A 25,810-nucleotide genomic window follows, 5' to 3' on the forward strand; every position below is an offset into this window, starting at 1 on the left:
CGAGAGGTCATTCCCGAGTCGTCGGCGAACGGAAGCGGGACGTCAATGCCGTTTCCGTCGGACGCGTCCGCCGGGCGCGATGCATGGATGTTCCCTTCTTCCGTTCTACGGGACATTGCGCCCTTCACGGGTGGAAGGTGCCCCGAAGGGGCGGATGAGGGCGCGCCGACGGCGCTCAGCCCAGCGTGTCCGCAGGCACCCGCACCGCACCCTCCATCAGCACCCGCGCCGAGCGCGACATGACCGCCTTCGTCACCGTCCAGCGGCCGTCGACCTGCGCCACCGCCGCACCCACGCGCAGGGTGCCGGAGGGATGCCCGAAGCGCACGGCCTCGCGCAGCCCCCCGCCCGCGGCGAGGTTCACCAGCGTGCCCGGGATTGCGGCAGCGGTGGCGATGGCGACCGAGGCGGTGCCCATCATCGCGTGGTGCAGCTTGCCCATCGACAGCGCGCGCACGTTGAGGTCGATGTCGCTGGCGGCCACCGGTTTGCCGCTGCTCGACACGTAGTCTTTCGGCGGGGCGACGAACGCGAGCTTCGGCGTGTGCTGGCGCCTGAGCGCTTCCTCCGGCGTGCGGACCAGGCCCATGCGGAGCGCGCCGGCGACGCGGATGGCTTCCAGCTTCGCCAGCGCCGCCGGGTTGTCGTTGATCGCCGGCTGCAGTTCGGTGCCGTCGTAGCCGAGATCTGCGGCGTCGACGAACACGGTGGGAATGCCGGCGGCGATCATCGTCGCCCGCAGCGGGCCGATGCCGGGCACGTCCAGCGTGTCGACCAGTTGGCCGGTGGGGAACATCGCGCCGCCGGCCTCGCCCTCGTCGGACGGAGCGAGGAACTCCAGCATGATCTCGGCCGCGGGGAAGGCCACGCCGTCGAGTTCGAAATCGCCGGTTTCCTGCACCTGGCCGTCGACCACGGGCACGCGCGCCACGATGGTCTTGCCGATGTTCGCCTGCCAGATGCGCACCGTGCAGGTGCCGTTCTCCGGCACGCGCGCCGGATCGAGCAGGCCGCCCGCGATCGCGAACGGCCCGACCGCCGACGACAGGTTGCCGCAGTTGCCGCTCCAGTCGACGAAGGCCGAATCGATCGACACCTGGCCGTAGAGGTAGTCGACATCGTGGTCCGCCACCGTCGCCTTCGAGACGATCACGCACTTGCTGGTGCTCGACGTCGCCCCGCCCATGCCGTCGGTGTGCTTGCCGTAGGGATCGGGCGAGCCGATCACCCGCAGCAGCAGCGCGTCGCGCGCGGGGCCGGGCACGCGCGCCGCCTCCGGCAGGTCCTGGAGGCGGAAGAACACGCCCTTGGAGGTGCCGCCGCGCATGTAGGTGGCGGGGATGCGGAGCTGGTCGGTCATGGCGAAGCGTTCCATGGAAGGTTCATCGGTCCGGCGCGCGGGTGCGGAGCGTGGGTTGCGACGCATCCTGCGCCGGACGATCCAGTACGCGGCGTGCCGGGCAAGGGCGGTTCTCCGGCATCACGCCCGCGAAGGCCGCGGCGCGACCTCGCCGCCCGCATCCTTCCAGGCGTGGAACCCGCCGGCGACATGGGCCACGTCGGCCAGCCCCATGTCCTGCAACGTCGCGGTGGCCAGCGCCGAGCGCCAGCCGGACTGGCAATACAGCACGAAGCGCCGCTGCTCGCCGAACACCGGCTTGAAGTAGGGACTATCCGGATCGACCCAGAACTCGAGCATGCCGCGCGGCGCGTGGAAGGCGCCGGGCACCATGCCCTCGCGCTCGAGCTCGCGCACGTCGCGGATGTCGACGAACACGACGCCCGGGTCGCCGAGCAATGCCCTGGCGTCCGCGACCGGAAGGGTGGTGATGCGCGCGTTGGCCGTCTCGACCAGCTGTTTGACGCCCTGCTTCAGTGCCATGTCGTTGTCTCCTGGTGCAGGACGTTCATTGGTGCGGGTCTTTCATTGGCGCGGATACTTCGTCGGTTCGGGTGTTTCGTCGATGTGAAACTCGCCGGTGGCCGCGCCATCAAGCCCCCTGTCATCCCGAGCGTAGCGAGGGATCTCTGCAGTCCGAGACAGACCCCTCACTACGCTCGGGGTGACATTCGGAGATGACCCGCGCGATCCACTTCAGGCGGCCGGCCCTCGCTCTCCTCGGCGGGACATGCGGGACATGGTCGCCTCGATCACAACCCCTGTCATCCCAAGCATAGTGAGGGATCTGCTGCAGCCCCGGCCAGACCCCTCGCTGCGCTCGGGGTGACATCGGAGAGGACCCGTGTATTTCCACTTCCTCAAGCACCATCCGGAATCTCGGGCTCGACCAGCCTCGCCAGCATGTCCAGCGATTCCTGCCAGCCCATGTAGCAGAAATCCACCGGGATCGCGGCCGGGATGCCTGCCTGCTCGATCTGCAGTTCGGTGCCGGCGATGCTCTTCTTCAGGATCACCGTCACCTGCATCTCGCCCGGCAGCCCGGGATTGTCGAAGGTATCGGTCTGGCGGATGCGTTCATTGGGCACCAGCTCTACGTAGGTCACGCGGAAGGAGTGGCTGGATCCGGTGCCGAAATTTGTGAACGACATCCGGTAGCCGCCGCCGACGCGCGGGTCGAACGCGTGCATGGTCGCGGTGAAGCCGTTCGGCGGCAGCCACTTGACCATTGCGCCGGCATCGAGGAACGCGCGGTAGACGCGCTCGGGCGGCGCGCGCAGGACGCGGTGCAGGCGGACGGTGCCGGTAGTGGTGGAATCGCTCATGCTCGTCTCCTTGCGGGTGGATGTCTTGCCACGACGAACCTGCATACCCACGTTCGACATCGCCGTGCGATGCCCCATTAAGGGGCGTCGCCTCCCCGCGTAGCCCGGATAAGCGCAGCGCATCCGGGGCGGTCGTCCGGTGCGTCCATAGAACGCACCACCTTCGTCATCCCGCGATCCGACATGCGCGACCGGAGACATGCGCGGGGTCCCGGATGCGCTGCGCTTATCCGGGCTACCGGTTACGCCGCCTTCGCCTGGGCCAGGAAGTCCTGGGCGAAGCGCTGCAGCACGCCGCCGGCTTCGTAGATCGACTGTTCCTCGTCGGAATCCAGGCGGCAGGTCACCGGCACCTCCACCGCCTCGCCATCCTTGCGGCGGATCACCAGCGTCATCGACGACCCCGGCGCGCGCGCGCCGACCACGTCGAAGGTCTCGCTGCCGTCGATACCGAGCGTCAGCCGCGTGGTGCCGGCTTCGAACTCCAGCGGCAGCACGCCCATGCCCACCAGGTTGGTGCGATGGATGCGCTCGAAGCCTTCGGCGACGATCGCCTCCACGCCCGCCAGGCGCACGCCCTTGGCCGCCCAGTCGCGCGAACTGCCCTGGCCGTAGTCGGCGCCGGCGATGATCAGCAGCGGCTGGCGCCGCTGCATGTAGGTCTCGATCGCCTCCCACATCCGCACCACCTCGCCCTCGGGCTCGATCCGCGCCAGCGAGCCCTGCACCACGTTGCCCTCGGCGTCGCGCACCATCTCGTTGAGCAGCTTCGGGTTGGCGAAGGTCGCGCGTTGCGCGGTGAGGTGGTCGCCGCGATGGGTGGCGTAGGAATTGAAGTCCTCCTCCGGCAGGCCCATCGACGCCAGGTACTCGCCGGCCGCGCTGGCGGCCTGGATCGCGTTCGAAGGCGAGAGGTGGTCGGTGGTGATGTTGTCGCCCAGCACCGCCAGCGCGCGCAAGCCGCGCAGCGTGCGTTCGCCGGCGAGCGCGCCCTCCCAGTACGGCGGGCGGCGGATGTAGGTGGATTGCGGGCGCCAGTCGTACAGCGGGCTCACCCGCTCGCCGCTGTCGACCTGCAGCTTGAACATCGGCCCGTACACCTGGCGATACTGTTCCGGCTTGACGCTGGCCTTGACCACCGCGTCGATCTCGGCGTCGTCCGGCCACAGGTCCTTGAGCGTGACCGGCTCTCCCTCGGCATCGAACCCCAGCGCATCCTTCTCGATGTCGAAGCGGATGGTGCCGGCGATCGCGTAGGCGATCACCAGCGGCGGCGAGGCGAGGAAGGCCTGCTTCGCATGGGGATGGATGCGGCCGTCGAAGTTGCGGTTGCCCGAGAGCACCGCCACCGAATACAGGTCGCGCTCGACGATCTCCTTCTGGATCGCGGGATCGAGCGCGCCGCTCATTCCGTTGCAGGTGGTGCAGGCGAAGCCGACGATGCCGAAGCCGAGGCGTTCGAGCTCGCCGAGCAGGCCGGCTTCCTCCAGGTACAGCTGCACCGCCTTCGAGCCCGGCGCGAGCGAGCTCTTGACCCAGGGCTTGCGCAACAGCCCTTTCGCGTTGGCGTTGCGCGCCAGCAGGCCGGCGGCGATGACGTTGCGCGGGTTTGAGGTATTGGTGCAGCTGGTGATCGCCGCGATGATCACCGCGCCGTCGGGCATCAGGCCCTGCGCTTCGCCGGCCACGCCGGCGTCGCGCTTGCCGGCGTCGGCGATGCCGCGCTCGGCCAGCGCGCTGGTCGGCAGCCGCCGGTGCGGGTTCGACGGGCCGGCCATGTTGCGCACCACGCTCGACAGGTCGAAGTGCAGGGTTCGCTCGTAGCGCGCCTGCGCCAGGTCGTCGGCCCACAGGCCGGCGGCCTTCGCGTAGGTTTCCACCAGTGCGACCTGCGCGTCCTCGCGGCCGGTCAGGCGCAGGTAGTCGAGGGTGTTGTCGTCGATGAAGAACATCGCCGCGGTCGCGCCGTACTCGGGCGCCATGTTCGAGATCGTGGCGCGGTCGCCGACGGTCAGCGCCGCCGCGCCCGGTCCGCGGAACTCGAGATAGGCGCCGACCACCTTCTGCTGGCGCAGGAATTCGGTCAGCGCCAGCACCACGTCGGTGGCGGTGATGCCCGGCGCGGGTCTGCCGGCGAGTTCCACGCCGACCATGTCCGGCGTGCGCATCCACGAGGCGCGACCGAGCATCACGTTCTCGGCCTCGAGCCCGCCGACGCCGACCGCGATCACGCCCAGCGCGTCGACGTGCGGGGTGTGGCTGTCGGTGCCGACGCAGGTGTCCGGGAAGGCCACGCCCTCCTGCACGTACACCACCGGCGACATCTTCTCCAGGTTGATCTGGTGCATGATCCCGTTGCCCGGCGGGATCACGTCGACGTTGCGGAACGCACGCTTCGTCCAGTCGATGAAGTGGAAGCGGTCGGCGTTGCGGCGGTCCTCGATCGCGCGGTTGCCGGCGAAGGCATCCGGATCGCTGCCGCCGCATTCCACCGACAGCGAGTGGTCGACGATCAGCTGCACCGGTACCACGGGATTGACCCGGGCCGGATCGCCGCCCTGCTCCGCGATCGCGTCGCGCAGGCCGGCCAGGTCGACCAGCGCGGTCTGGCCGAGGATGTCGTGGCAGACCACGCGCGCCGGGAACCAGGGGAAGTCGAGGTCGCGGCGGCGTTCGACCAGCTGCACGAGGTAGTCGTCGATGCGCGCGGGATCCGCGCGACGCACGATGTTCTCGGCGTGCACGCGTGCGGTGTACGGCAACGCCGCCCAAGCGCCGGGACGGATCGCCTCGACGGCTTCGCGCGCATCGAACCAGTCGAGTTGCGTCCCGGAAAGAGGCTTGCGATGCTGGTTGTTCATGGCGATTCGGTTCACTGCTGTCTTTCGATGTTCCCTTCTCCCGCTTGCGGGAGAAGGTGCCCGAAGGGCGGATGAGGACGCGCCGGAGGCGCGGCAGACGCATCGCGACCTGCTGCCCTCACCCCTGCCCCTCTCCCGCAGGCGGGAGAGGGAAAAGACAAGGGCTCAGCCGCGCTGGTCGATCGGCACGTAGGCCTGGTCCTCCGGACCGGTGTAGTTCGCGCTCGGGCGGATGATCTTGCCGTCGATGCGCTGCTCGATCACGTGCGCGCTCCAGCCGCTGGTGCGCGAGATCACGAACAGCGGCGTGAACATCGCGGTGGGCACGCCCATCATGTGGTAGCTGACGGCGCTGAACCAGTCGAGGTTGGGGAACATCTTCTTGGCGTCCCACATCACGCTTTCGAGCCGCTCGGCGATGTCGAACATCTTCCTGCTGCCGGCTTCCTCCGACAGGTCCTTCGCCACCTGCTTGATCACCTGGTTGCGCGGATCCGACACCGTGTACACCGGATGGCCGAAGCCGATCACCACTTCCTTGCGCGCCACCCGCTCGCGGATGTCGGCCTCGGCCTCGTCCGGATTCGCGTAGCGCTTCTGGATCTCGAACGCGACCTCGTTCGCGCCGCCATGCTTCGGACCGCGCAGTGCGCCGATGCCGCCGGCGATCGCGCTGTACATGTCCGAGCCGGTGCCGGCGATCACGCGGGCGGCGAAGGTGGAGGCGTTGAACTCGTGCTCGGCGTAGAGGATCAGCGAGGTGTGCATCGCCCGCACCCAGCTGTCCTTCGGCGGATGGCCGTGCAGCAGGTGCAGGAAGTGGCCGCCGATGGAGTCGTCGTCGGTCTCCACGTCGACGACGCGGCCGTTGTGGCTCCAGTGGTACCAGTACAGCAGCATCGAGCCGAGGCTGGCCATCAGCCTGTCGGCGATGTCGCGCGCGGCGGGGTGGTTGTGGTCCGCCGGTTCCGGCAGCACGCAGCCCAGCACCGACACGCCGGTACGCATCACGTCCATCGGGTGCGCCGAGGCGGGCAGCTCCTCCAGCGCGGCCTTGACCGCGGCCGGCAGCCCGCGCAGCGACTTCAGCTTCGCCTTGTAGCCGCGAAGCTCGCTCGCGCTCGGCAGCGTGCCGTGCACCAGCAGGTGCGCGATCTCCTCGAACTCGGACGTGGTCGCGAGGTCGAGGATGTCGTAGCCGCGGTAGGCCAGGTCGTTGCCGGTGCGGCCGACGGTGCACAACGCGGTGTTGCCGGCGGCGGTGCCGGACAGCGCCACCGACTTCTTCGGCTTGAACGGCGTGGCGGGATTGGCTTGGCTCATGGGGTGCTCCTGGGACGGCCTGTGTGCATTGCGCGCGCCGGCGGCGATGTCCGCTTGCCGCGGGGCGCTGCGTTGGAAGGAAGGAAGCGGCCCGCGGGCCGCGCCGCAACGTGCCGGAGGGCACCGGACACGCCCCCTTCGTGTCCGGCCCGCCGGCCGACCACGCGCCCTTGCGCGTCGGTCGCGTCGCGCTCATGGCTTCCGGAACAGCGCGTCGAGCTTGCGCTCGAAGGCGTGGTAGCCGATGCGTTCGTACAGTTCCTCGCGCGTCTGCATCATCCCGACCACCGCCTGCTGGTGGCCGTCGCGGCGGATCGCCTCGTATACGGTCTCCGCGGCCTTGTTCATGGCGCGGAACGCGGACAGCGGGTAGAGCTGGATCGCCACGCCGGCCGACGCCAGTTCCTCGCGCGTGAACAGCGGGGTCTTGCCGAACTCGGTGATGTTGGCCAGCACCGGCACCTGCACCGCATCCACGAACCGGCGGTACGTCTCGAGGTCGTAGGCGGCCTCGGCGAAGATGCCGTCCGCCCCCGCCTCCACGCAGGCGACGGCGCGGGCGATCGCGGCGTCCACGCCGTCGACCTGGATCGCATCGGTGCGCGCGATCAGGAAGAAGTCCGGATCGGTCTTCGCATCCGCGGCGGCCTTGACCCGGTCGACCATCTCGCCCTGCGACACGATCTCCTTGCCCGGGCGATGGCCGCAGCGCTTGGCGCCGACCTGGTCCTCGATGTGGCAGGCGGCCGCGCCGGCCTTGATCAGCGACTTCACCGTGCGCTCGATGTTGAATGCGCTGGGGCCGAAGCCGGTGTCGATGTCGACCAGCAGCGGCAGCGGGCAGACGTCGGTGATGCGGCGCACGTCGACCAGCACGTCCTCGAGCGTGTTGATGCCGAGGTCGGGCAGGCCCAGCGACCCCGCGGCCACGCCGCCACCCGACAGGTAGATCGCGCGGTAGCCGGCCCGCTGCGCGAGGAGGGCGTGGTTGGCGTTGATCGCGCCGACCACCTGCAGCGGCGATTCGGCGGCGAGGGCGGCGCGGAACCTTGCACCCGGTGACGCGGGGACGGCGGCGGGATCGTGGCTCATCGGCGGCGGGTCTGGCGGCGGGATTCCCGGATGCCGCGCAATGTGGCACTCTTCTTCGGGTTGATCAATCTTGATCGGACAGATCAACCTGTTTTCCGACGAGCCTGCCGATGCACACGCCTGCCGACGCCGAGCTGATCCCCGCCCCCGAGGCCTGTGCCGTACTCGGGATCAGCGCGTCGACGCTGTACGCCTACGTCAGCCGCGGCCTGATCGAGTCGCGGCCCGGCCCCGACCATCGCAGCCGGGTGTACCTGCGCCGCGACGTCGAGCGCCTCGCGCAGCGCAAGCAGGCCGGGCGCGGCGCGGCGCGGGGGGCGGCGCAGAGCCTCGACCGCGGCCTGCCGGTGATGGAAACCGCGATCTCGCTGATCCGTCCCGACGGGCCCTGCTACCGCGGCCGCCCGGCGGTGGCGCTGGTCCGCGCCGGGGCCACGCTGGAGGATGCCGCGCGCCTGCTGTGGGATTGCGGCGAACTCGATCCCTTCGACCCGCCGCCCGCCGAGGGCTGGCCGGCGCGGGTGGCGCCGCTGGCCACCGACGCGACGCTGCCGCCGCTGGAACGGGCGATGGCGGCGATCCCGCTGCTGGCCGTCGACCAGCGCCATACCCTCAACGCCGCACCGGCGATCAAGCGCCGCATCGCCGCCACCCTGTTGCGCCAGAACGCCGCGCTGCTGGTCGCCGGCACGCCCGACGCGCGCCCGGTGCACCAGTTGCTGGCCGATGCCTGGCGGCCGGGCGATGCCGCGTTCGCCGAACTCGTCCGCGCCGCCCTGGTGCTGTGCGCCGACCACGAGCTCAACGTCTCCGCCTTCGCCGCGCGCGTGGTCGCGTCCACCGGCGCGCACCTGCACGCCACCGTCTGCGCAGGCCTGGCCGCGCTGTCCGGACCACGCCATGGCGGCGCCACCGCGCGTGCGTACGCCCTGCTCGCCGATGGCGCCGAGGCACGCTCGCCAGGGGCCCTGGTCCACGAACGCTGGCAGCGCGGCGACGAACTCCCCGGCTTCCACCACGTGCTCTATCCCGATGGCGACCCGCGTGGCGCCGAACTGCTGGCGATGCTGCGCGCGCGCTGCGCGGACAACCCGCGCATGGGCGAGGTCGAGGCGCTGGTTGCCGCGGCGGCCGAGAGCAGCGGCCGGCTGCCCAACATCGACGGCATGCTCGCCGCGCTCTGCCATGTGCACGGACTCGGGCCGGCGCCGGCGCTGGTGCTGTTCGCCGCCGGCCGCCTGGCGGGTTGGCTCGCCCACGCCCAGGAGCAGCAGGACCGCGGCCGCCTGATCCGGCCGCGCGCGCAGTACGTGGGGGTGGTGCCGGAGGCGGCGGACGACCCGCCGCCGGGCTGACCGGGAGGCCGGCGGGCCGAGACTTCCAGCCTGGTCGCCTCGACGCTCTGCAACCAGCCCCGCACGAGCTCGGCGCCGTCCTGGGCCATCGGCGGGCCCGACCTGGGCCGGTTGCCGCGTGTCACCCCGGCCTCGCACACCCCCACCATCGGCACACTTACCCGCGCCGGCATTCCTGTACCTTCCGGTTCAGTGACTCCGGCCAGGTTCAGCCGCCGTTGGCGATGCTGTCGCGCTTGCCGGTCCTAGCGGACTCCCCTGTGTCCCCCATGCCCATCGACGCCAACGACGCCCCCGCCGTGCGCCTTGCCGGGGTCCGCCTGGACCGCGGTACCCGGACCATCCTGTCCGGCCTCGACCTCGAGGTGCCGCGTGGCAGCATCACCGCCGTGCTCGGGCCTTCGGGCAGCGGCAAGTCGACCCTGCTCGCGGCGCTGACCGGCGAACTGGTGCCCGCCGCCGGCACGGTCGAGGTACTGGGCCAGCCGGTGCCCCGCCAGCAGCGTGCGCTGCTGGCGTTGCGCAGGAGCATCGGCGTGCTGCTGCAGGGCAACGGCCTGCTCACCGACCTCACCGCCGCCGAGAACATCGCCCTGCCGCTGCGCACCCACACCCGGCTGCCGCGCGCGGTGATCGACCGGCTGGTTGAGATGAAGCTGCATGCGGTGGGCCTGCGCGCCGCCGCCGACGCCTATCCGCGCGAACTGTCCGGCGGCATGGCGCGCCGGGTCGCACTGGCGCGCGCGATCGCACTCGACCCGCCGCTGATGATCTACGACGAACCGCTCACCGGGCTCGACCCGATCGCCTCGGGCGTGATCATCAACCTGATCTCGGAACTCAACGACCGCCTCGGCCTGACCAGCATCATCGTCACCCACCATGTGCACGAGACCCTGCCGATCGCCGACCGCGCGGTGGTGATCGCCAACGGCCGCGTCGTCTATTCCGGCACGCCCGGCGAACTGCAGGCGAGCGGGGATCTCCTGGTGCAGCAGTTCCTGCAGGGCAAGCCGGACGGGCCGATCGCGTTCGACAGCAGCCCGCGCGCGGAGGCGGCGTGATGGCGCTGGCCCAGGCCATCCGCTCGGTCGGGCGCGGCGGGCTGTTCTCGCTCTCGGTGCTGCGCGCGTCGAAGCCCACCGCCGACTTCTTCACCGAACTCGTGCGCGAGATCTACAAGGTCGGCGCGCGCTCGCTGCCGATCATCGCGGTCGGCGGCGCCTTCGTCGGCCTGTCGCTGACCCTGCTGGGCTTCCGTGCGCTCGAGACCTACGGCGCTTCCAACCAGGTCAGCGTGCTGATCGGCCTGGGCCTGTACCGCGAACTGGCGCCGGTGCTGACCGCGCTGCTGTTCGTCGGTCGCGCGGGCAGTTCGATCGCGGCCGAACTGGGCCTGATGCGCGCCACCGACCAGATCACCGCGCTCGGGCTGATGGGCATCGACCCGGTGGCCAAGGCGGTGGCACCGCGCTTCTGGGCGGCGGTGCTGACGGTGCCGCTGCTGGTCGGCTTCTTCGCCAGCTTCGCGATCGCCGCCAGCTGGTTCCAGGCGGTGCAGGTGCTGGGCATCGACAACGGCATGTTCTGGCAGACGATGAAGGATTCGGTCGATTTCCACGACGACTTCGTGCCCGCCTTCGTCAAGGCGGCGGTGTTCGGCGGCACCGCGGCGCTGGTGGCCTCGTACGTGGGTTACCACGCCGAGCCGACGATCGAGGGCACCTCGGTGGCGACCACCCGCGCGGTCGTGAACGCCTCGCTGCTGGTGCTGATGTTCAACTTCGTGCTGTCGGCGTTCCTGTTCCGATAGCCGAAGAGCCCGCCCATCCCGCTTCATTCATGACCACCGTGGCCCATTCACACCCATCGCGGTTCATTCAGACGAGCCCCCCGACAATGCCCACTCGCCGCCACCCCGGCATCTGCCGCCGTCGCCCCGGCATTTGCCGCTGTCATCCCGGCATTTGCCGCTGTCATCCCGAGCGCAGCGAGGGATCCCGTTTTCCGCATCGGCATGGCCGGATCCCTCGCTGCGCTCGGGATGACAGATATGCGCGGGACGACCGTCAGGTTCCGGAGATCCATTCATGAGCACACGCGGACCCCGTCTCGAATTCGCCGTCGGCGCCTTTCTGGTGCTGGCGCTGGGCTCGCTGCTGGTGCTGGCGATCGCCTCCACCAACGGCCGGTTCGGCTTCGCCCGCGACAGCTACGAGCTGGTCGCGCGTTTCACCCAGGTCGGCCAGCTGCGCCCGAACGCGCCGGTCAAGATCGGCGGCGTGACCGTCGGTCGCGTGGCGGGGATCGACCTCGATCCGCTGAAGTTCGATTCCATCGTCACGCTCGCCATCGACAGCCGCTTCGCCGAGATCCCGATCGACACCTCGGCCGGCATCCTCACCGGCGGCCTGCTCGGCGAGAGCTACATCGGCCTGCAGCCGGGCGGCGACCTGGAGTCGCTCAAGCCCGGCGAGGAGATCGCATTCACCACCCCGGCCGTCGACCTGATGCAGATGGTCGGCAAGTACATGTTCAGCGGCGGCGGCGAAGACGAAGCCGCGCCTCCGCCCCCCACGTCCGGCGACGTTGCGCCCGCCGCATCCCCCGAGACACCCGCTCCCGAAGAAGGAACGACCCCATGAACACCCCCATCCGCAAGTTGCTCGTGCTCGCGCTCGCTGCGAGCCTGTCCGCCGCCGCGCCGGTGCTGTCCTTCGCCCAGGCTCCGGCAGCCGCCCCGGCCCCCGCCACCATGCAGGGCTCCCCGAGCGAACTCGTGCTCGAGAACACCCGCCGCGTGCTGGAGACGATCGAGGCACGCCGCTCCGAGTTCGCCGCCGACCGCGCCGCGCTGCAGCGCTTCGTGAGCGGCGAGTTCGAGACCATGTTCGACCGCGACTATGCCGCGCGCCAGGTGCTCGGCCGCCACGGCCGCGGCGCTTCCGATGCCGACATCAAGGCCTTCGGCGATGCCCTCGCCGACAACCTGATGCGCCGCTACGGCTCCTCGCTGATCGACTTCAACACCCGCCTGCAGGTCCGCATCAAGTCCGAGACGGCGCTGCCGCGCGGGCTCGGGGTGAAGGTATCGAGCGAGCTGGTGCGCCAGGGCGGCGAGCCGATCCCGGTCGACTACCTGATGCGCCGCGCCGGCAGCGGCTGGCGCGTGTTCGACGTGATGGTCGAGGGCGTGTCGTTCGTGCAGACCTTCCGCCAGCAGTTCGACGCCGAGTTGCAGCGCAAGTCGATCGCACAGGTCACGCAGCAGCTGCGCAGCGGCCAGCTGGCGGTGGACGCGAGCACCGACTGATGGCGACAGCGGCCACCGTGCGTCGCGACGGCGACGCGCTCGCATTCGCCGGCGCGCTGACCCGCGAGGCGGTGGCCGCGCTGTGGCCGCAGGCGCTGGGCCTGTTGCCGCAGGCGCAACGCTTCGATCTGTCGGCGGTGTCGTCGGTCGACAGCGCCGGCCTTGCGCTGCTGGTGGAACTCGCGCAACGTAGCGGTGGCGTGTCCGTCGCCGGCGATCCTCCCGGACTCGACGGCCTGCGACGCGCCTACCGCCTCTCTCCCGCCCTGTCCTTCGCGCAGGCATGACGCCCGCGCGCTGATACGTCCGACGGATCGCCAAAGATGACGCCGACCCCCCGCCTGCGCCTGTCTGTCCTCCTGCTGCCGTTGCTGCTCGCCGCCTGCGCCGGCAGCGGCGGCACCCGCGATGCCGCGAACGATGCGGTGACGATCGCGCCCTCGGAGAGCCCGGTCGCCGGCGCCGCCACCTTCGGCGAGTCCGGCGAACCCGCGCCCACGACGCCTGCCGCGGGCGAGCTGTCCGCGGCCCCGGCGCCACTTTCCGGCGGGGTCATGCCAGCCGCCGATGCCGACGGTTCGACGGACGCCGCCATGCCCGCCGGCGAGCCCCCCACCCAGGCCGAACTCGACTACGCCGCGATCTACGGGGCGACGCCCTACGATCCGGTCGCCGATCCCACCCTGCCCGCACCGGCGCAGCTGCCCGCCAGCTACGACCCGTGGGAGAAGTGGAACCGCAAGGTCCACCGCTTCAACAACGCCGTCGACCGCACCATCGCCACACCGCTGGCGCGCGCCTACGTCAAGGTGGTGCCGCGTCCGGTGCGGCTGGGCGTGGGCAACTTCTTCAACAACCTCGGCCAGCCGGTGAGCGCGCTCAATGCGCTGCTGCAGGGCCGGCCGGGACAGGCGGGGCAGTCGCTCGGCCGCTTCCTGCTCAACAGCACGCTCGGTATCGGCGGCCTGTTCGACCCGGCCTCGGCCGCCAACATCCCCAACCGCAGCGAGGACTTCGGCCAGACCCTCGGCGTCTGGGGCTGGAAGAATTCGCGTTATGTCGAACTGCCGCTGTTCGGCCCACGCACCCTGCGCGACACCTTCGGCCTGGTCGGCGACGCGCCGCTGTCGCCGATCCGGCAGGTCGAGGACGACGGCACCCGCATCTTCCTGCAGGGCCTGCAACTGGTCGACCTGCGCACCCAGCTGTTCGCCCTCGACGGCATGCGCGAGGGCGCCACCGACGAGTACGCGCTGGTGCGCGATGCCTGGTTGCAGCGCCGCAACTACCAGATCCAGGCCGACCGCCGCAGCCCGCAGGAGGACGACGACGAACTGCCGGACTACCTGCGCGAAGACCACGCCAATCCGACCGTCCCGGTGGACGTGATGCCGGTGGTGCCGCTGTCGCCGACGCCCTGACCGGCGCGTCGCGGAAGATCAGTCGGGAAACCGCAGCACGCTGTTGTCGGCGGGACGCTCGTGCCGGCGCACCGCGGTCGCGGGATCGGCACGCGGCGTCCACGGCCGCTCGCCCAGCGCTTCGATGTCGGCATAGCGCCCGAGCACGCTGAACCCTTCGAACGCGAACGGCAGTCCCTCGGCGCCGAGCAGCGAGGCGGCGTCGGCCACGTGGAAATGCAGGTGCGGCCAGTTGCCGCTGCCGCTGTAGCCGACTTCGCCGATCACCTCGCCGCGCCGCACCCGCCGCCCGGCCTCGACCTTCAGGCTGCCCGGGCGCAGGTGCTCGTAGACCGCGTGGCGGCCGTCGCCCAGCGCCAGTACCACGTAGTTGCCGCTGCCTGCCGACAGCGGATGCCGGCCGTTCTGCGAGATGCGCGCGGCTTCCGGATAGTCTCCGCGCACCGCGGCCACGGTCGCATCCGCCACCGCCAGCACGGCTTCGCCATGGGCGTGCGCGTTACGCACCACGTCCGCATCGCCGGTGGCCAGGCGGCCGTCCGCATCGAGCTTGACCAGGTCGATCGCGAAACGCCCGGGCAGGGTCGCGCGTCCTTCCACCGCGTAGAACACGCGGCGATGCCCGCGCGGCCAGGCCGGGTCGAACACCGCCGCCCAGGGTCCGCCGCGCAGCGGCGGGCCGAGCACAGGCGCGGGACGTGGATCGGGCGCGACCCCGCCACCGTCCGCGTGGGCGATCGCGTCCGTGCCGTCCACCCGGTAACTCACGCGATGGTGCAGGCGTGCCGGCACCGCGTCCGGCGCCAGGTCGAGTTCGAGGTACAGCACCTTGCGCGCACCGGGGGCGATCGCGGTGGAGTCGGTGGCTCCGGCGACCGGGACCGCGGCCCCCAGCCTGGCGGCAAGCGTCGTCCCCGTGTACGACGCCAGCGGGAGATCGTCGTCGCCACGCACGTCGATCGCCACCGGCACCAGCGGTTCGCGGGAGAAGTTGGTCAGATGCAGTTCGTAGAACAGGCGCACGCGCCCTTCCGACGCGACCGGCGCCGGCGCCAGCGGCACCCGCAGTTCGAACGACTCGCGCTCAGCGGCTGCGTGGCCGGCCAGCGCCAGCCATGCGAGCACGACTCCGGCGAACCGGATGCAGCTGCGGCGTCCACGCATGCCGGGTCTCCCGCGATGGCCTGCCCTGGAGTGTCGTGCGAAGGGCCGGCGGTTTCACGTGCCGGAAGTCGGTCCGCCGCGTCCGCGCAAAGGCGCCTCAGTCGTCGGCATCCAGCAGCGGCGGCGCGTCTTCGGTGCCGGGCAACGACTCCACGCCCTTGAGCTGGCGTTCGATCGCGCGGGTGCGCACGCCGGCCTGCTTGATGCTGTTCTGCACGGTGTCGAGCTGCGAGTTGGCCTTCTCCAGCACCGTGGCGAACTTGCCGAACTCCGACTTCACCGTGCCCAGCAGCTGCCACACTTCGCTGGAACGCTTCTCGATCGCCAGCGTGCGGAAGCCCATCTGCAGGCTGTTGAGCAGCGCCAGCAGCGTGGTCGGCCCGACCAGGGTGACGCGGAACTCGCGCTGCAGCACCTCGAACAGGCCCGGCCGGCGCAGCACTTCGGCGTACAGGCCCTCGGTCGGCAGGAACAGCAGCGCGAAATCGGTGGTGTGCGGCGGCGCGAGGTACTTGTCGCGGATCCGTCGCGCCTCCAGCTTCACCTGCCGCTCCAGCCCGATGGATGCGACATTCACCGCGTCGACGTCGACGCGGTCCTGGGCATCGAGCAGGCGCTCGTAATCCTCGCGCGGGAACTTGGCGTCGATCGGCAGCAGGATCGGCGTGTCGTGGCTGCCCGGCAGGCGCACCGCGAATTCCACCCGCTCGCTGCTGCCCGGCACGGTGGCGACGTTGCAGGCGTACTGCTCGATCGTCAGCACCTGTTCGAGCAGCGCGCCCAGCTGTACCTCGCCGAAGATGCCGCGGGTCTTGACGTTGGTCAGCACGCGCTTGAGGTCGCCCACGCCGGTCGCCAGCTGCTGCATCTCGCCCAGGCCGCGCTGCACCTGTTCCAGGCGCTCGGACACCAGCCGGAACGACTGCCCGAGGCGCGTTTCCAGCGTCGACTGCAATTTTTCGTCCACGGTCGCGCGCATCTGTTCGAGCTTCTCGGCGTTGTCGGCCTGCAGCCGCTGCAGCTGCTGTTCGAGCGTGGCGCGCATCTCGCCGATGCGCTGTTCGTTGCGCTGGGTCAGCTCGGCCAGCCGCTGCCCGAGCGCGGACTCGAAGCGCTGGTGCAGTTCCGCGGTTTCGGAGCGCGCCTTGCGCGCGTCGTCGGTCAGCGCCTCGCGCAGCACGTCCAGGCGCTGGTCGGTGCGGGTGGCGAGGTCGTCGAGCCGGCGCCCGAACGCATCGATCCGCTGCTCCTGCGAGGCGGAAAGGCTGTCGAGCTGCTGGCGCAGTTCCGCGCGGCCGTCGCGCTGTTCCTCGCGCAGCGCCTGCTCCAGGCGCGCCTCCGGGCGGCGCAGCAACAGCACGACCAGCAGCGCCAGCGCCACCAGTCCCATCCCGCACAACAGCCAAAGCAGCGTCTCCTGGTCCATGCCGGCAGTTTAGCCGGGCGGCGTCTCAGGGCATGCGCCGCGAGAGCTGGGCTGCGACGCCGAGCGCGCCGGTCCCGTCGCGCTGCAACCGGAAGCCCGGTGGACGTATCTGCTGTGGGAAAGGACTGGAGGAAACGATCTTGACCGCCCGCACCGTGCGCATCCGCTTCGCCATCGCCACGTTCCTGCTCGCCTGCGCCGCCCTGGCGGCCGCGCCCACGCGCGCGCAGGCCCCGCAGGCAGCGGCCGACGATGCCGCCCGCGCGCGGGCCGTGGTCGAGGACCTGATGCGCATCCCCGGTCCCGACGGCGTGCAGGAGACCTACAGCACCCCGATCCACGGCGTCGAGCAGTGGATCAGCATCCGCGGCCAGGACCGCGCCAATCCGGTGATCCTGTTCGTGCACGGTGGCCCGGCGTCGCCGACCATGCCCAGCCTGTGGCAGTTCCAGCGCCCGCTCGAGGAATACTTCACGATGGTCCACTACGACCAGCGTGGCGCGGGCAAGACGTATCGCGAGGACCATTCGGACGCGGTCGCGCGGACCATCCGCATCCAGACCTACGTCGACGACCTGGTCGCCGTCGCCGAGCACGTGCGTGCGCGGCTCGGCAAGGACAGGCTGGTCCTGATGGCGCACAGCTGGGGCACGATCCCGGCGATGCACGCCGCGCTGGCGCGCCCCGACCTGTTCCACGCCTACGTCGGCGTCGGCCAGGTGATCAACGTGCGCGACAACGAGCGCATCAGCATCGAGTACGGGCTGGCCGAGGCGAAGCGCCGCGGCGACGACGACGCCGTGCGCGAGATCGAGGTGCTGCTGCCGTACCCGGGCGACCAGCCCCTCACCCGCGAGCGCATCGTCGCCGCTCGCAAGTGGCCGCAGCACTACGGCGGCATGGCCGCGCACCGCGATGCGACCAACCTGTGGTTCTACGGCGCCGCGCGCCTGTCCCCCGACTACGACGCGCAGGATCGTACCGCGATCAACGCCGGCAGCCTGTTCACCCTCGAACGGCTGCTCGACGAGTTCGTGCAGGTGGACTTCAAGCCGGTGCGCACGTTCCCGATCCCGGTGGTCATGTTCATGGGCCGCCACGACTACACCACGCCCTCGCAGCCGACCGCGGAATGGCTGTCGCGCGTCGACGCGCCGTACAAGCGTGGCGTGTGGTTCGAACGTTCCGCGCACATGATCCCGTGGGAAGAGCCGGGCAGGACCCTGCTCAGCCTGCTCGACACCGTGCGGCCGCTGGTGCGCGAGTAGCGGGCAGGCGCTCGTTTCGTGCGCATGGGGGCCCGGGCGACCGCGCCGCGGTCGCACAATGCCCGCGGCGCTGGCCTGACCCGCGGCGTGACCGCGCAGGTCGCGCTAGGCCTGCAACGCGAGACGGTAGAAGCGCGTACCCGGCAGGTGCGCATCGTTGTAGGGCGCAATCTCGACGAAGCCCAGGCGATGGTAGAGGGCCTGGGCCGATGCCATGCTGGGCAGGGTGTCCAGGCGCAACTCCTCGTAGCCGGCCTCGCGCGCCGCGGCGATCATCGATTCGACCAGTCGCCGCCCCAGGCCCCAGCTGCGGAAGGCCGGCCGGACATACAGCCGCTTCATCTCCGCCACGCGCGTGTCCAGCGGCCGCAGCGCAGCGCAGCCGGCGACGCCGCTGTCCGCACTGGCGATCAGCAGTGCGCCGCGCGGCGGCACATACGGCTGCGGCAGCGCCGCAAGCTCGGCGCTGAATCCCTGGTACTCCAGGTCCGTGCCGATGGCGTGCGCGTACTCGCGGAACAGGCTTCGCGCGATCGCGACCAGTTCCGGCTGGTCCGCCTGCTGCAGCGCGATCCCGGTCGATGTCATCGCGGCCGGCTCCCGTGCAGCAAGGCGGGGCGACCGCGCACTCGCCCCGGTGAACGCTCAGGCACCCAGCACCCTGCCCATGATGTGATCATCGTAGTCCTCGTTCCCCACCCTGAACCTGCGCTCGCCCAGCCGGGTGAACCCGGTGCGCTCGTAGAAGCGGATCGCCGACGCGTTGTGCGCGTACACGCCGAGCAGCAACCGGCGTGCCCCCGCGCCCGCCGCATGTGCGATGGCGGCCGACACGAGCTGCGTGCCGAGGCCGCCGCCACGGAACCGGTCCAGCAGGTAGATGCGCTTGAGCTCGAGATCGCCGGTGGTATCGGGCAGTGGCAACTGCGCCGGCGCCAGCACCATGTAGCCGACGGGCGCCCCACCCGGACGGCATTCCAGCAGCCAGGCCGCATGGTCGCCGCTCGCCAGCCACGCCGCATACTGCTCCACCGAATGCGCGTGCCGGCAATGCGCGACGATCGCCTCGCCATCGAGGATGCCCGCGAAGGTCTCGAGAAAGGTCGCGCCCCCCACCAGCGCCAGCGCGGACTCGTCGCCCGGGGTACACCGCCTGAGGCGGGTGTCGTTCGTCATCGTTTCGCTCACCCTGTATCGCCTGATGGTCGCCCGTCATGCCGGTGTCCTTCCCGTCCCCCCATGCCGGCGGCAGCCGTGCCGGGAGGCATGCCGCCAGGGACCTGCGTGCCCGGGTGCGGTGCCCCCGCGGCAGGCGGATGTCGCATCGAGCCCGGTCGCACAGGCGAGTCCTGCCGCTAGCAGGCACCGGCGCGTACGAAATCCATCGTCCAGTTGGTTTCCCAGGTCGCCCCGCCGTCGCTGGAGAACGCCTGCTCCCACCTCGGCCGCGCCGGGTCGGTGGCGAACCAGTGGAAGCGGATCCGGATCGGCACGCCATCGAAGGTGTCGTCCGCGAAGAAGGTGCCTACACCGTTCTCGAACGTGCCGACCACGGGCACGTCGATCCGCCCGGGCGCCCTGCCATCCAGCCACCAGATGGCCCACTGCCGTTCCCGTGAATCGAACGAACGCAGCGCGAGCGCCCGATAGGTTCCTTCCGGCAGGTGGAGCACGTTGTCCTCGACGTTGCCGTAGCCGCCGAGCACTTTGCGCGTCGACATTTGCCCGTCGAACTCCACCCATTCCGTGCATCCCGCAAGCCGTTCCCGCAGCCGCCGATGCTTGACGCGCCAGTCGCCGACGGCGAAATCGAAGTCCTGCGGTGGCTGCTCGCTCTGCAACGATGGCATGTGGGCGCTCACTTGGTGTGGAGAACGATGGGAGCGCGGTACCGCGGACGCGGCACCGCTCGAATGGTTGCGGCCGCGTCCTACAGGCGGCGGCCTTCGGCGCAGGCTTCGATCAGCGAGGCCAGTCGGCGGCTGCGTGTGCCGGCCTGCTTCGCGCTGACCACCCACCACGTGATCTTCTTCCGGTAGCCGGGTGACAGCGCCTCGAAGTATCGCCACGCGGCCGCGTGACCCTTGAACTGCTTCAGCTCGGCCGTGGAGAACGCGACCTCCGGCTGCTCGTAGGACGCAGTCCGCGACTTCGCTTCCGTGCGCGCCGCATAGGCCTGCAGGCCGGCGGGCGTCATGCGGCCCAGCTTGTGGAGCGCCTCGGCCTTGCGGATATTGACCGCGCTCCAGTTCGAGCCCGGCTTCCTGGGGGTGAAGCGGATCCTGTATCTCAGGTCGTCGACCCGGTGGCGCACGCCATCGATCCAGCCGACGCACAGTGCTTCGTCCACGGCCTCGGACCAGGTCAGGCCGGCGGCGCCGCTGCCGGTCTTCATGAAGCCCACGACCAGCTCCGATGAAGTCGGTGCATGCCTGGCGAACCATTGCCGCAGTTCCACTGCGTCCTTGAAGTAGATGGGCGCGGTCGTCATTGCGCTGGCCTCGAGAACACGCATCACCGGCTGTCATTGAACGACCGATGGCGTGCCCGATCAAGATGACCGATGGCATGGGAACGGGCGTCCGTCGCGCTCATGCCGAAGGGTCCGACCCCGAATCCGGAGAGGCCGCCCAAAGGTGCGACAGGTACGCGCCTGCGGCCGACGGGCCTTCCATGGCCCGCGCCGTCAGGCTGCGGGCGCGACCTTTTCCGGCGCGAGGAGAAAGTCGTGGACGATGCGTCCGATGATCTCCGGACGATCCTCCAGCGCCGCGTGCCCGGCGAACGGAATGTTCCCGAACGATGCGCCCGGAATCCGGTCCCGGGCCTGCGCCGCCTCCGACAGCGACAGGAGGAAATCTCCGTCGCCCCGCAGGATCAGGGTCGGACAGGCGATCCGGGAGATCGCGTCCTGCGGGTAGCCCGCCGGACCCGGGTCGGTCCAGAGACCGACGCAGGATTCCACCAGCCGGGCGAAATCGCCCTGCGGATTGAGTGCCGCGTACCTTCCCGGTGCATCGGGGAACATCTCCGCCCACGTCGTCGGCGTCACGCTTGCGAGCATGTCGAACGACGGGTCCTGCCGCGAGATCCGCCATTGCGCTCCGATCGTGACGAGCGCCCGCACCGCCGGATTGCCCGCCGCGATCCGGTAGGCGACGATGCCGCCGTCGCTGCAGCCCAGCAGCGAGTACTCCTCCAGGCCCAGATGCGCGATGAGGGCCTGCACATCCGCCTGGTGCTGGCGGTACGTGAGGGGCCTGGTTCCCAGCGACGATCTTCCGTGGCCGCGCATGTCCACCGCGACGATGCGGAACGAACCGGAGACCAGGTCGAATATCGGTATGAATTCCTCCATGCTGCCGAGACCGCCATGCAGCAGGATGATGGTCGGCCCTGGGGACGTGTCCGTGGTCTCGTAGTAGATGCGCGCATCGTCGAGCTCGAGGAACTCCCCGCCCTGATGATCGAGTCTGGTCATGCTGTGAAGTCTTCTCCCTGATCAGCACGTCATCGCAATGACGCGCGCAGCAGGATGGCCGGGGCCATGGGACGAGTGGAGCCCTGTACCGAACCGGTCCTTGTCACAATGCGACGTTGCCTTAAACGATGAGACGCAACGCCCCCGCGTCCCGCCGGTCTGCAGGCCAAGGTCCCGCTCGCGCGAAGGGTCGATCGACTGCCTTTGCATGACGGGCCCCTGCATCAATCGTCCGATTTCCGGATCGGCAGCACCATATCCACGCGATGCATGCCTGGGCCCCAACCGTCCCGAATGGTTCCCGTCGTGATCGCCCCGAACCTGGCGAAGAACGGCGCGGACTTGTGGCTCGCTGCGATGTCCACGACATCCAGCCCGGCCGCACCGGCGAGCGCCCGGACTCTGGCCATGACGGCTGACCCGATACCCAGACCCTGGAATCGGGGATCGAGCATGATCCAGCTCAAGCCCGCGCGCCGGGTGCCAGTGCCCCCGAGCCCGAAAGCGCCGGCCACCTGCCCATTGACGATGCAAAGCTCATAACCGGCCGGATCCTTGTCAAGGAAGGCCGCATAGTCATCGCGTTCGTTCGGCGCAAAGAATTCGGAGCAGTTCGCATCGAAGATGCCCAGGCATGCCGCTCTGCCGCTTCGCGAGTACGGCCTGAAGGTGACGTCAGCCGTCATGTGCCTGCGCGATGGATGGCGTGTGAGTGCTGTGCCTGCGCCGAACCCCGCCGCGGAGCGGAGTCGGCCGGGACGGCTTGTTCCCGGAACGCCTGGAGACGCAAGCGGAACTGCAAACGTAAACGTTCCACAACACTGTCTTTCGTCATGACGACCGATGCCCGCGGCAAGCCGGGCCGCGACGCGGCATCGGCTGGAATGAATGCTCAGGTCGCATGCCCATGCCATGCGACCCGCCGGACCGGACATCCGGCCCTGAGCGTATTGTGGACTTCGGCCAGGCGGTCCGTTTCCTCGAGCAACCGTTCGATCTGTTCCGGCGTGGCCGACGACTCCACCCTTGCCGAATAGACCATGGAGTGCGCCGCCAGGCCCACGCCGTCGAACCGCGCGGACGCGACCACCTCGCACCCCGTGACCACGATGCCCAGACGGGCAGCCTCCCGGTAGAGATCATTGCAGTAGCAGGTGGCCAGTGCCGCCATCAGGAACTCGCCCCCGTTGACGCTGCTCCCTTGCCCAGACGCCTTGGCCGACACCGCCAGTGGCTGGGCTGTCCCGTCGGTACGAAGCCGGACCTCGTGCTCGCTCGGGGCGTTGCGGATGTGGGCTGAGATTTCCATGCGCCAGCTTACCTCCGTACGGCCACAAGCCCGCCGCGAAGCGGTTTCGGCTTGAATGAATTGTTAGGGCTCATCCCACGTACCCAGACAGCGCGCCACAGTACGCCACGGATCGACATACAACGAACTGGGCAGTGGCGAACCCAGCGCAGCAGGCCAGTAGGCCGGCGGCAAATGCTGTCCAAGGACGCATGACGCCGACGCGCGATAACGGCGGCTATGACAGCGGCGATGCCAAGACCGGGCAGCGAGAACAAGTGGCCGAGGCCAAGCAGGCCTTCGGGCTGCGGCAAAGACGCTTGGTACGCCCAGTAAAAGAGGAAGGACGCGGCAAGTGCCACAGCGGCACCGGTTGCAAGCAAAGGCGGTGCTTTGGCGATCTGCACCAAGCCTACGAGACCGAACCAGGCAATCAGGTAGTACCAGATACCCGCATAAATCCGGTCACCAAGAATGAACGTTGCCAGCAGCAAGGCGAACCCAGTCCCAAAAGCCATGAGGCAATCTATCCGCCACGACAATGTGCGCATGAGCCCTAACGCCTGAGTTAAGCCGCGCCGCGAAGCGGCGTCGGCTTGGACAAATTGTTAGGCGCCAGCTGTGGGAACCACCGGCTGGTGTCCTGCGGCGCTGACCCATTGGTGCACCTGATCCAGGCAAGATTCTAAGGCGGCCGCGATAGGGCCCGCAGGCACATGCTCGACGTGGGAGAACCGTTCTCGTTCGTGGTGCAAAGCTCGGTACTTCTTGCCGCCCCGTTTGACCAAGCATGCTCCCACATTTGCGCCCGACGACTCATCAGCGGCCGCCCAGAACTCATAAATGTCGCCGCCAGAATCCTGGAATAGAGCGCGGATGATATGTGCATCCCAGCGCTCGAAGCTTTCACACATCAGGCCACGAGCCGTTGCCCAGTCCTCTAGCTCGCGGTGAACCTGCGACTCCTTGTTCATGGGATTGGAATGCCCATATGGCGCCTAACCCCTGGATTAAGCCGACCCGCGAAGCGGGGTCGGCTTGAATGAATTGTTAGGCCGCTGGCCCGAGGCGGAATGATGCCGTAAGCAAGAAAATGCCGATTAGAGCGGTTGAAGCATCTCCTAACCATGGGTGAAGTAGGAGCCAGATAAGGACCGCCGGGATAAGGAATACAAAGAAGAGCAATGGATCTAGTCCAATTCTCACGCCTTTAGCGCAGTGTGGGCACATTTTTTCTTCGTAAGGCGATTCATAGATTTGGAGAAAACGCTGACTGATCTGGCGCAATGGGGACACTTCATTGTGGCTTGTTGTCTATGCAGCGGCCTAACGCCTGAGTTAAGCCGCGCCGCGAAGCGGCGTCGGCTTGAATGAATTGTTAGATGCGCTCTCTGAGGTTGCAGAAATTGTTTGAGAACTGCTCATTGGGCCGATCTTTCCTGCCTGAGATGTCTGGTGCATAGACGGAGATGAGATACAAGTCACCCGACTCAAATGAAAGATCTTCCAGATCGCAGGATGTGCTGCCACCTTCGTTGAAGTTCACAGTGACTCTCTCTCGCTTGGGACCGCGTAGTTGCTCAATTACGTCAAACACAATCGTTCGAGTAGCCACGTCCAGAAACAGCGTTCCATTTTCCACGTAGAAGCCGCGACCATGGCCCGAGTTCTTCGTTGCCGATGCGACACGGCCCTTGAAAACTAACTGGTCGCGCACTTCCTCGGGAGTTCTTGGTTTGCTGCAGCCGCAAGCGTAGGCGGGCGAAGCCACAAGAGAAAACACCACGAGGGCGATGAAGTTGCGCATAGCATCTAACACCTGAGTTAAGCCGTGCCACGAAGTGGCATCGGCTTGAATGAATTGTTAGGCCGCAGACCGACTAAAGTGAACTGCATAAGTCATGGCCCTGTGAGTAGAGACGATTGCAATGGGTCAATGCAGATTTTCGTTGCCGAGCTGACAGGGCGTGAGGATTCTTTCTTGTCATCTCCGCTAGAAGGCTCATGTACCCCATGGAAATTAAACCTCGATCGCGAGCCTCTATCCTCTCAAGGAGCGCCAATTCCATTGACGTGGAGCGATCGGTCACGAAGTGATCGGGGAACCCATGCATAGAAGGGTGAGAAGTGGCCATATTGCACGCAGCAACGTCTAGAAGCTGCGTATCGCTCATAGGTCCCAGGAGCGCCTCCAAGTCTCTGTCGCTTACGTTCCACGTGTCCGGTTGCCCGCGGCACAAGGATTCAATCCAGCGCGGTGGTGCACAGCCGGAAATGAAGATCACGAGCGCGACGGTAACCAAGAACTGGCCATGCGGCCTAACGCCTGAATTAGGCCGTGCCGCGAAGCGGCATCGGCTTGAATGAATTGTTAGGCGGCAACCGCGTCTTGCCAGACGATGCCGCCCGTGACCTTTGATTCCGCATGTGCAACCGCTTGAGCAATTGTGCTGTAGCCGGGCGAGTCTGGCCAAGTTGGCTCAGAGGTCTCAAGGGCGTGCCGGAACCGCGCGTAGTACAGAAAGCCGCCTTGGCCCAGAGGCTCAGGCGTCTCTCCAGGCTCCAGTGCGCAGTCAGCCTCCCCGAGCTTGTACCAGTAGTCGTAGTCAAGCGCGACGATGTCGACGGGCGTATCAACCGACCCGCCGTAAAGCCATGAACCGACCCGGATGATACGAAGTGTCATTGCCGCCTAACGCCTGAGTTAAGCCGAACCTCGAAGCGGTTTCGGCTTGAACGAATTGTTAGGATTCAAGCTCGGCAAGCCGTGCATGCACCCTTTCCGCGTCGATGTAGCGTCGGACGACATCACCATTCTTGCATAGAAGTTTCCACGTGCTGAGTGCACCGATCATGGCTCCAGCGAACACGGCCCCTAAGAGAGAGACAACTCGTGGTGCATCTATGAGCTGGGGATTCTGAAGCATCCAGAGGGCAATGACAGTCAAAGTACAGAAGGATACGGCGTTGATGGCGAACGCCTGCCAAGACCACTTCTTTTGAGTGGTCTCGTCGAGGGCGGTCAGTAGTTGTTTCAGCAGCTTTCGTTCTTCAACTTCGGTCACTGCGGTCTGTCTCCTGAGCCCTAACGCTT

The 25,810-nt window shown here is 68.5% G+C and carries 28 protein-coding genes; 9 read left to right on the forward strand and 19 right to left on the reverse strand.

Features of this window, described 5'->3' with window-relative positions:
* Positions 1-175 precede the first annotated feature (175 nt).
* From prpF to prpB, 6 genes are all read right to left on the reverse strand, one after another.
* The gene (prpF, locus tag FZO89_RS09360; protein ID WP_149102997.1) at positions 176-1,360 is read right to left on the reverse strand and encodes a 2-methylaconitate cis-trans isomerase PrpF; all 1,185 of its coding nucleotides are present in this window, start codon (positions 1,358-1,360) and stop codon (positions 176-178) included.
* A 120-nt stretch (positions 1,361-1,480) separates the two neighbouring features.
* Positions 1,481-1,882 carry a rhodanese-like domain-containing protein gene (locus FZO89_RS09365; protein ID WP_149102998.1) on the reverse strand — a complete coding sequence of 134 codons (402 nt, stop codon included), beginning with the start codon at positions 1,880-1,882 and terminating at the stop codon, positions 1,481-1,483.
* A gap of 377 nt (positions 1,883-2,259) precedes the next feature.
* Positions 2,260-2,724, reverse strand: coding sequence for an SRPBCC family protein (locus FZO89_RS09370; protein WP_149102999.1), 465 nt, complete (start codon positions 2,722-2,724; stop codon positions 2,260-2,262).
* Between the two features lie 242 nt (positions 2,725-2,966).
* The gene (gene acnD, locus FZO89_RS09375) at positions 2,967-5,585 is read right to left on the reverse strand and encodes a Fe/S-dependent 2-methylisocitrate dehydratase AcnD (protein WP_149103000.1); all 2,619 of its coding nucleotides are present in this window, start codon (positions 5,583-5,585) and stop codon (positions 2,967-2,969) included.
* 165 nt (positions 5,586-5,750) lie between these two features.
* The gene (gene prpC / locus FZO89_RS09380; protein ID WP_149103001.1) at positions 5,751-6,908 is read right to left on the reverse strand and encodes a bifunctional 2-methylcitrate synthase/citrate synthase; all 1,158 of its coding nucleotides are present in this window, start codon (positions 6,906-6,908) and stop codon (positions 5,751-5,753) included.
* 192 nt (positions 6,909-7,100) lie between these two features.
* Positions 7,101-8,000, reverse strand: a complete 900-nt coding sequence (gene prpB, locus FZO89_RS09385; RefSeq protein WP_149103002.1) for a methylisocitrate lyase — start codon at positions 7,998-8,000, stop codon at positions 7,101-7,103.
* A 110-nt stretch (positions 8,001-8,110) separates the two neighbouring features.
* Between prpB and FZO89_RS09390 the strand changes: the two genes are divergently transcribed.
* The 7 genes from FZO89_RS09390 to FZO89_RS09420 all read left to right on the forward strand — a co-directional run bounded on the left by FZO89_RS09390 (position 8,111) and on the right by FZO89_RS09420 (position 14,089).
* Positions 8,111-9,355: a citrate synthase family protein gene (locus FZO89_RS09390; RefSeq protein WP_149103003.1), complete on the forward strand. Its 1,245-nt coding sequence runs from the start codon at positions 8,111-8,113 to the stop codon at positions 9,353-9,355.
* A 269-nt stretch (positions 9,356-9,624) separates the two neighbouring features.
* The gene (locus tag FZO89_RS09395; protein WP_425480465.1) at positions 9,625-10,419 is read left to right on the forward strand and encodes an ABC transporter ATP-binding protein; all 795 of its coding nucleotides are present in this window, start codon (positions 9,625-9,627) and stop codon (positions 10,417-10,419) included.
* Positions 10,419-11,168 carry an MlaE family lipid ABC transporter permease subunit gene (locus FZO89_RS09400; protein ID WP_149103004.1) on the forward strand — a complete coding sequence of 250 codons (750 nt, stop codon included), beginning with the start codon at positions 10,419-10,421 and terminating at the stop codon, positions 11,166-11,168. The genes FZO89_RS09395 and FZO89_RS09400 overlap by 1 nt, the downstream gene beginning before the upstream one ends.
* Positions 11,169-11,445: 277 nt before the next feature.
* Positions 11,446-12,000 (forward strand): outer membrane lipid asymmetry maintenance protein MlaD, encoded by a 555-nt coding sequence (gene mlaD / locus FZO89_RS09405; RefSeq protein ID WP_149103005.1) that lies wholly within the window; start codon positions 11,446-11,448, stop codon positions 11,998-12,000.
* Positions 11,997-12,668 carry an MlaC/ttg2D family ABC transporter substrate-binding protein gene (locus tag FZO89_RS09410; RefSeq protein WP_149103006.1) on the forward strand — a complete coding sequence of 224 codons (672 nt, stop codon included), beginning with the start codon at positions 11,997-11,999 and terminating at the stop codon, positions 12,666-12,668. The genes mlaD and FZO89_RS09410 overlap by 4 nt, the downstream gene beginning before the upstream one ends.
* Positions 12,668-12,955 (forward strand): STAS domain-containing protein, encoded by a 288-nt coding sequence (locus tag FZO89_RS09415; protein ID WP_149103007.1) that lies wholly within the window; start codon positions 12,668-12,670, stop codon positions 12,953-12,955. The genes FZO89_RS09410 and FZO89_RS09415 overlap by 1 nt, the downstream gene beginning before the upstream one ends.
* Positions 12,956-12,991: 36 nt before the next feature.
* Positions 12,992-14,089, forward strand: a complete 1,098-nt coding sequence (locus FZO89_RS09420; RefSeq protein WP_149103008.1) for an MlaA family lipoprotein — start codon at positions 12,992-12,994, stop codon at positions 14,087-14,089.
* An 18-nt stretch (positions 14,090-14,107) separates the two neighbouring features.
* Here the strand turns inward: FZO89_RS09420 and FZO89_RS09425 are convergent, their stop codons facing one another.
* Complete coding sequence (locus tag FZO89_RS09425) at positions 14,108-15,253, reverse strand: M23 family metallopeptidase (protein ID WP_149103009.1); 1,146 nt, start codon at positions 15,251-15,253, stop codon at positions 14,108-14,110.
* Positions 15,254-15,350: 97 nt separating this feature from the next.
* Positions 15,351-16,679 (reverse strand): DNA recombination protein RmuC, encoded by a 1,329-nt coding sequence (locus FZO89_RS09430; protein WP_149103010.1) that lies wholly within the window; start codon positions 16,677-16,679, stop codon positions 15,351-15,353.
* Between the two features lie 140 nt (positions 16,680-16,819).
* On the opposite strand from FZO89_RS09430, the gene FZO89_RS09435 reads away from it, so the two are divergent.
* A complete protein-coding gene (locus FZO89_RS09435) occupies positions 16,820-17,947 on the forward strand; it encodes an alpha/beta hydrolase (RefSeq protein WP_262378594.1) in 1,128 nt (375 codons plus the stop codon).
* 105 nt (positions 17,948-18,052) lie between these two features.
* On the opposite strand, the gene FZO89_RS09440 is transcribed toward FZO89_RS09435, so the two are convergent.
* From FZO89_RS09440 to FZO89_RS09470, 7 genes are all read right to left on the reverse strand, one after another.
* On the reverse strand, positions 18,053-18,535 hold the full coding sequence (locus FZO89_RS09440) for a GNAT family N-acetyltransferase (protein ID WP_149103011.1): 483 nt from the start codon (positions 18,533-18,535) through the stop codon (positions 18,053-18,055).
* A gap of 57 nt (positions 18,536-18,592) precedes the next feature.
* Positions 18,593-19,123, reverse strand: a complete 531-nt coding sequence (locus FZO89_RS09445; protein WP_149103012.1) for a GNAT family N-acetyltransferase — start codon at positions 19,121-19,123, stop codon at positions 18,593-18,595.
* A gap of 179 nt (positions 19,124-19,302) precedes the next feature.
* The gene (locus tag FZO89_RS09450) at positions 19,303-19,668 is read right to left on the reverse strand and encodes a hypothetical protein (protein ID WP_222928106.1); all 366 of its coding nucleotides are present in this window, start codon (positions 19,666-19,668) and stop codon (positions 19,303-19,305) included.
* Positions 19,669-19,877: 209 nt separating this feature from the next.
* Positions 19,878-20,438, reverse strand: a complete 561-nt coding sequence (locus tag FZO89_RS09455; protein WP_149103014.1) for a YdeI/OmpD-associated family protein — start codon at positions 20,436-20,438, stop codon at positions 19,878-19,880.
* Between the two features lie 195 nt (positions 20,439-20,633).
* A complete protein-coding gene (locus FZO89_RS09460; RefSeq protein WP_149103015.1) occupies positions 20,634-21,428 on the reverse strand; it encodes an alpha/beta fold hydrolase in 795 nt (264 codons plus the stop codon).
* A gap of 224 nt (positions 21,429-21,652) precedes the next feature.
* On the reverse strand, positions 21,653-22,114 hold the full coding sequence (locus tag FZO89_RS18515) for a GNAT family N-acetyltransferase (RefSeq protein ID WP_187471108.1): 462 nt from the start codon (positions 22,112-22,114) through the stop codon (positions 21,653-21,655).
* 206 nt (positions 22,115-22,320) lie between these two features.
* On the reverse strand, positions 22,321-22,737 hold the full coding sequence (locus tag FZO89_RS09470) for an OsmC family protein (RefSeq protein ID WP_149103017.1): 417 nt from the start codon (positions 22,735-22,737) through the stop codon (positions 22,321-22,323).
* Positions 22,738-22,928: 191 nt separating this feature from the next.
* Between FZO89_RS09470 and FZO89_RS09475 the strand changes: the two genes are divergently transcribed.
* Positions 22,929-23,276: a hypothetical protein gene (locus FZO89_RS09475; protein WP_149103018.1), complete on the forward strand. Its 348-nt coding sequence runs from the start codon at positions 22,929-22,931 to the stop codon at positions 23,274-23,276.
* A gap of 48 nt (positions 23,277-23,324) precedes the next feature.
* Here the strand turns inward: FZO89_RS09475 and FZO89_RS09480 are convergent, their stop codons facing one another.
* The 4 genes from FZO89_RS09480 to FZO89_RS09495 all read right to left on the reverse strand — a co-directional run bounded on the left by FZO89_RS09480 (position 23,325) and on the right by FZO89_RS09495 (position 25,781).
* Positions 23,325-23,690, reverse strand: coding sequence for a hypothetical protein (locus tag FZO89_RS09480; protein ID WP_149103019.1), 366 nt, complete (start codon positions 23,688-23,690; stop codon positions 23,325-23,327).
* A 404-nt stretch (positions 23,691-24,094) separates the two neighbouring features.
* Positions 24,095-24,523, reverse strand: a complete 429-nt coding sequence (locus FZO89_RS09485; RefSeq protein ID WP_149103020.1) for a hypothetical protein — start codon at positions 24,521-24,523, stop codon at positions 24,095-24,097.
* 564 nt (positions 24,524-25,087) lie between these two features.
* Complete coding sequence (locus FZO89_RS09490; protein WP_149103021.1) at positions 25,088-25,402, reverse strand: hypothetical protein; 315 nt, start codon at positions 25,400-25,402, stop codon at positions 25,088-25,090.
* Between the two features lie 58 nt (positions 25,403-25,460).
* On the reverse strand, positions 25,461-25,781 hold the full coding sequence (locus FZO89_RS09495; RefSeq protein ID WP_149103022.1) for a hypothetical protein: 321 nt from the start codon (positions 25,779-25,781) through the stop codon (positions 25,461-25,463).
* Between the last annotated feature and the right edge of the window lie 29 nt (positions 25,782-25,810).

Source organism: Luteimonas viscosa (genome assembly GCF_008244685.1).
In the GTDB taxonomy this organism is placed as follows: Bacteria; Pseudomonadota; Gammaproteobacteria; order Xanthomonadales; family Xanthomonadaceae; genus Luteimonas; species Luteimonas viscosa.